This is a genomic window from Sphingobium abikonense NBRC 16140, assembly GCF_001598335.1.
Classification (GTDB): domain Bacteria; phylum Pseudomonadota; class Alphaproteobacteria; order Sphingomonadales; family Sphingomonadaceae; genus Sphingobium; species Sphingobium abikonense.
Genome location: NZ_BCYT01000034.1, coordinates 1 through 5,184, shown reverse-complemented (window position 1 = coordinate 5,184; position 5,184 = coordinate 1). Strand labels below are relative to the sequence as shown.

Sequence of the window (5,184 nt, the reverse complement as noted above, 5' to 3'; positions counted from 1 at the left end):
TTGAGGGCATAGCGTGGATGGTACGCTAAACAACGCTAAGGGCGAACAATCAGCGAACGCTTAGGCGGCGCGGCTATCCGGCGGCAGATTGAGGGCCTTGCGGCCAGCGGAAGCGGCTGCTCGATCCCAGAGGAAATCGCCCGAGAAAGCAATATGCTCCCAACCTACTGGGGACGTATGGGCGAGTAGATCATCAGGCACCGCGACCGATGTTGATCGTAGATGCTGGGCGGCGGCATCCATGTAGATCGTGTTCCAATAGACGATCGCGGCGACGAGCAGATTGAGGCCGGACGCCCGATATTGCTGCGCCTCGTGGCTGCGGTCGATGATGCGGCCCTGGCGGAATGTGTAGATCGCCTGCGTCAGGGCATGGCGCTGCTCGCTGTTGTTGAGACCGGCATGGCATCGCCGGCGCAGATCGGGATTTTCTAGCCAGTCCAGCATGAACAGCGTCCGCTCGATCTTGCCGATTTCCTGTAGCGCGACATCGAGCTGGTTCTGCCGTTCGTAGGCAGCGAGCTTTCGCAGCATGACCGATGGCGCGACATGGCCGGCCTTGATCGACCCTACGAGGCGCAGCACGTCTTCCCATTGCTCACCGATGATGTCGGTGCGGATACGCTTGCCCAACAGCGGGGTGATGGACGGATAGGCCGTGACCGGCGCGATCGGCGCGAGCCGCCTGTCGGGGAAGTCGCGCAGGCGCGGGCAGAAGCGAAATCCCAGCATCGCGCACAGGGCGAAGACATGATCGGTCGCCCCGCCGGTGTCGGTGTAATGCTCGACGATCCTGAGATCGGTGCCGTGGCTGGTGAGGCCGTCGAGGACATAGGGCGCCTCATGCGTCGCGGCCGAGATCACTTTGACGTGGTAGGGCGCGCGCTGATCAGAATTATGGGTGTAGAAGCTGAAGCCATGATCGACGCCATAGCGGGCGTTGATATCGCCGCCCGACGCGCCGCGCTTCGCGGCCCTGAAGAACTGGCCATCGGAACTGGACGTGGTGCCGTCGCCCCATACTCGTGAGAATGGCAGGCGGTGGTGCGCGTTGATGAGGAGGGCCAGCGCCGCGCGGTAGCTGTCGTCGCGGATATAGGCGTCATGGGTCCAGAGGAGCTGATCGCGCGTGACGCCCTGACTCGCCGCCGCCATGCGCGACAGGCCGAGATTGGTCGCATCGGCGAGGATCGTGGCGAGCAGCGCGTTTTCATTGGGACACGGCTCGCCGGTACGCAGGTTGGTGAACGCCGCAAGAAAGCCGGTTTCCTGCGCCACCTCATGCAGTAGCTCGGTGATGCGGATGCGTGGCATCATGGCATCGAGCCGGTCGGCCAGCGCTTCGGCGTCGGGCGTCGCGATCGTGCGAACGGGGGATATCTGGAGGCGGTCGTCGCGATATCGCACACCCTCCAGAGCGTCGCGCTTCAGGCGCTGGGCAAATTTCTTAAGCCGCCAGTCAAGTTCGCGGCCCCGCTGTTCGAGCCATTCGCCGGCTGTGGGTGGCAGACCGAGAGCCGACACGATCGGCTTCGCCTGGGGTTCGCTGAGCAGGTAGCTGTCGAACCGGCGGTATCCTGCCGATCGCTCCACCCAGACATCCCCGGAACGCAGCTTGTTGCGCAGATGCGCGATCGTCGCGATTTCCCAGAGACGCCGGTTGATCTTGCCGTCATCGCCCACGACGATTTTCCGCCATTCCTTGCGGAAGGGCATCGGAGCGTCGGCAGGCAGATCGCGTTTGCCCGACCTGTTGAGGTCGCGCAGCATCTCGATGGCGGCGATCGTTTTTGCACTGCCCTTTCCGGCCCTGAACTGGAGCGCCTCAAGCAGGTCGGGGGCGAACTTGCGCAACGTCGCATAGCGGTCGGCCGCCACCGTCAGCGGATCAAGGTTGGCGGTTTCCGCGATTGTCGCCACTTCTGGCCTCGCCTTCAGGAGGGTGTTCCACCCGACCGATGCGTCCAGGGCCTCCATTGGATCTTCGCCGGTATCGACCGCATCGGTCAATGCGTCGATTGTCCTGCGAAAGATCAGCATCAGCCGCGCCACATTCTTTGACGTGGTGGCATAGCTGCGCGCCTGGGCGTTCTTCGCGCGGGTGAAGATGCTGCCGATCAGCTTGTCCGCCATCTCCAAGGCGCTGTCGGTCAGTCGTTCCTCGAGGTCGAGCAGGAACGCAACCAGCGTAGCGCGCCGTCGGGAGGGAATATATCGCTCGATCATATAGGCAGGCGAAGCGCGGCCTTCCCTGACATATTGCCGAAATCGGTCGGCATGGATGCGGCCAGCCACGTCCGGGGAGATGCCGATCTTCCGCACTTGCCGCAGGCGGTCGAGAATCTGGCGGATGTGATCGGGCCTGGCCGCAACGGGAATGGTCTTGAGCGAAGCGAGTTGGCTCATGCCGCCGGCGTCGTCAAAGACCTGGTCGAGGGCGTGGACCTGTTCGGCGCTAAGATCAGCGATCAGGGCGTAGGCAGCCTGCTTGCGGGCACGCGCGCGTCCCGCACTACTGGCGCGTTCGATGGTGGAGATGGACGGCAGTAGAATCCGGGCCTCGCGAAGGGCGGTGACAACGCCGATCGCTATCGTCATCCCCTTGTCGGTCGCCCATGCCGTTTTCGCGGCCGCTTCGATCATGAAGGGAATGTCGGCGCGGGTTGGTCCACGAAGGCCCGCTCGCATCGCCAGCTCGCGGGCATGGTCCGTCATCGTCTGATCCCGCGCTGCATAGTTGGCCAGGTCGGTTACGTGTAGACCAAGTTGTTCCGCGACGAAGGCGGCGAGATCATGGGGTATCGCTCCCTTGTCCTGTATCAACTGCGCCAGTGTGATGCCCGGGTGCCGCAAGAGCGCGAGTTGCAGCGCGACACCCAACTGGTTCCGTCGCTCCCGTCGTGCGCCGATGATCTCGATGTCCGAAGGCTCGAAGGTGTAGAGCCGGGCTAGATGGTCGCGCTCGCTCGGGATGGCGAGGATCTGATCGCGTTCGCTCTCGGTCAGGAGTTGATGCTTACGCTTCGTCATTCCGATTCCCGTCCACAAAAGGTCATCTGGGCCTATGGACAGCCATGAGTAAAGAGACATAGTATGTGGACGGATATGGATGGGGCGAAGCGATCGCCCTTCAGATCGTCCACAGAACGACCGTTTGGGAGACGCACGGGATGGGCGATATTCTGGGTTATGCCCGCGTCAGCACCGGCGATCAGGACGTGGCTGGACAGACCATGCGTCTGGAGGAGGCCGGCGCGATCAAGGTGTTCACCGACGTCATGTCGGGCAAGAGCATGGAGCGGCCCGGTCTGGCCGAACTGATCGCCTATGCCCGCAAGGGCGACACGCTGGCGGTGGTCCGCCTCGATCGGCTTGGGCGCTCGCTCGCCGAATTGCTCACCACGGTCGAGACGCTACGCGGCCAGGGCATCGCGCTCCTGAGTCTTGAGGAAAAGATCGACACATCGTCGGCCGCCGGCGAACTCATCTTCCATGTGTTCGGGGCCATCGCCCATTTCGAGCGGAGACTGATCTCCGAGCGAACCAGGGATGGGATCGCCGCCGCGCGCGCCAAAGGCAAGTTGCCCGGCCGTCAGCCGCTCGACATGTCCAAGGTACATGCCGCCATCAAACTGGTCGAAGCGAGCATCTCGCCGACAGAAGCAGCACGACAACTCGGCATCGGCCGATCGACCATCTATCGAGAAATGCGCCGCCTCGGCGTGGAAAGGCCCATCTGAATGTCCAGATCGAAATCGGCTCACGATCTTTCCGGCCTGATGAAATATGCGGATCGCGCGCCATGGGATGAGGCATTGGCCGAAATGCTGTCCGCGCATCTCGATCCGGCGAGCGAAGCGACCGGACTCGAGCCTGACGCCATATTCGAGATAATTGGCGATCACTGGCAAGGGCCGCTATGGGGCTGCGCCTTTGAAGATCTGCTTACGCAGGAACTGGAACCCGACGGTCGCAATCTGGTCGATGACTATCTCAAGCGCCGGGGCTGGAACGAAAAGGCGCCGAACAAGGCCTATATGCGCGCGTTACGCGATACGGTCATGTCGCTCTATGAGGTCAGCGAAGTCGTGCCTGGTCAGTCGATGACCTTGCGCGATCTGCTGCGCGACGTTGCTCCGGTGACGGTGCGCGAACACGGTGCAACCCAGACCCTGGTCAACTGGGACAAGATCGCCGCAAGGGTTGTCGACGTGAACGGGCGCCATGGCATTTCCGGAGCGCTGTTGCCGTTCAGCGCTGAGGGCGCCGTGCGAGTGGTCGATGCATTTTCCCGACTTGCCGACGAAACTCAGGACACTGCGGAATTGGACCCGTCCGATCGGGACGCGCTTCTGGGAGCATCGGGACCGATGTTCACGAACATGTGGCTGCTCGACTGTCTGGGCAAGGCCATGCCCGGCAGCGCGCCGGATATGGTCAACGCCGACGGCGATGACCTGGTGTTCCACCGTATCGTTTTTCCGCTGGCGAAAGGCGTGGTCGGCAAGAGCCTGATCCGAAGGCTGAACGCGGCACAATGGCTGGAACCTGCCAGCGACAGTTTCTGGAACTGGCTGGCACCAGCGACGAAGAACAAGAAGCCGCAAGCGACCAAAGGCAAGCGGGCCTTCGTCACGACCATGGATGACGGCACGCCGGTTTTTGCCAATGTGGAACTGGCAGGGCGCAAGCTGATCGTCGAGGTAAACAGTGCCGCCCGCGCGGAGCGAGCAATTACCCAGATGGGCGAATGGCTTGGTGATTGCGTGAGCGCGCCTATGGCCGAAATCCGGACGCTCGATCAGGTTATGGCCGACGATGCCGCCCGCACGCCACAGGACGAGGCGCTGGATATTCCACCGCATGAAATGGAGCGCATCGTTCACGATATGCTGACCCGTGAATATACGAAAACGCTCGATGAGCCGGTCCCAGCCCTCAGCCACAAGACGCCACGCGTTCTGGCCTGTACAAAGGCGGGGCGGGTAAAGGTAGCCGACTGGCTCAAATATATCGAAAATGGCGCGGCAAAATCGGGCACCGCCGATCCGATGGGCACCTATGACTTTACATGGATGTGGGAAGAACTGGGGCTTAGCGACCTCCGGCGGTAACGGCCATCATACGGTTCTTGAAATGTTCTCGCTTAGCGTTGTCTGGCGTACCTTCCACGCGATGCCCTCC

Annotated in this window: 3 protein-coding genes; 2 read left to right on the top strand and 1 reads right to left on the bottom strand. The window is 62.2% G+C overall.

Going from position 1 to position 5,184, the window contains the following annotated elements; genetic code table 11:
* Positions 1–60 precede the first annotated feature (60 nt).
* Positions 61–3,030, bottom strand: coding sequence for a Tn3 family transposase (locus tag SAB01S_RS17825; protein ID WP_062734670.1), 2,970 nt, complete (start codon positions 3,028–3,030; stop codon positions 61–63).
* Positions 3,031–3,170: 140 nt separating this feature from the next.
* On the opposite strand from SAB01S_RS17825, the gene SAB01S_RS17820 reads away from it, so the two are divergent.
* On the top strand, positions 3,171–3,740 hold the full coding sequence (locus SAB01S_RS17820) for a recombinase family protein (RefSeq protein ID WP_013849886.1): 570 nt from the start codon (positions 3,171–3,173) through the stop codon (positions 3,738–3,740).
* Positions 3,741–5,114: a DUF7986 domain-containing protein gene (locus SAB01S_RS17815; protein ID WP_062734668.1), complete on the top strand. Its 1,374-nt coding sequence runs from the start codon at positions 3,741–3,743 to the stop codon at positions 5,112–5,114.
* Positions 5,115–5,184: the final 70 nt, after the last annotated feature.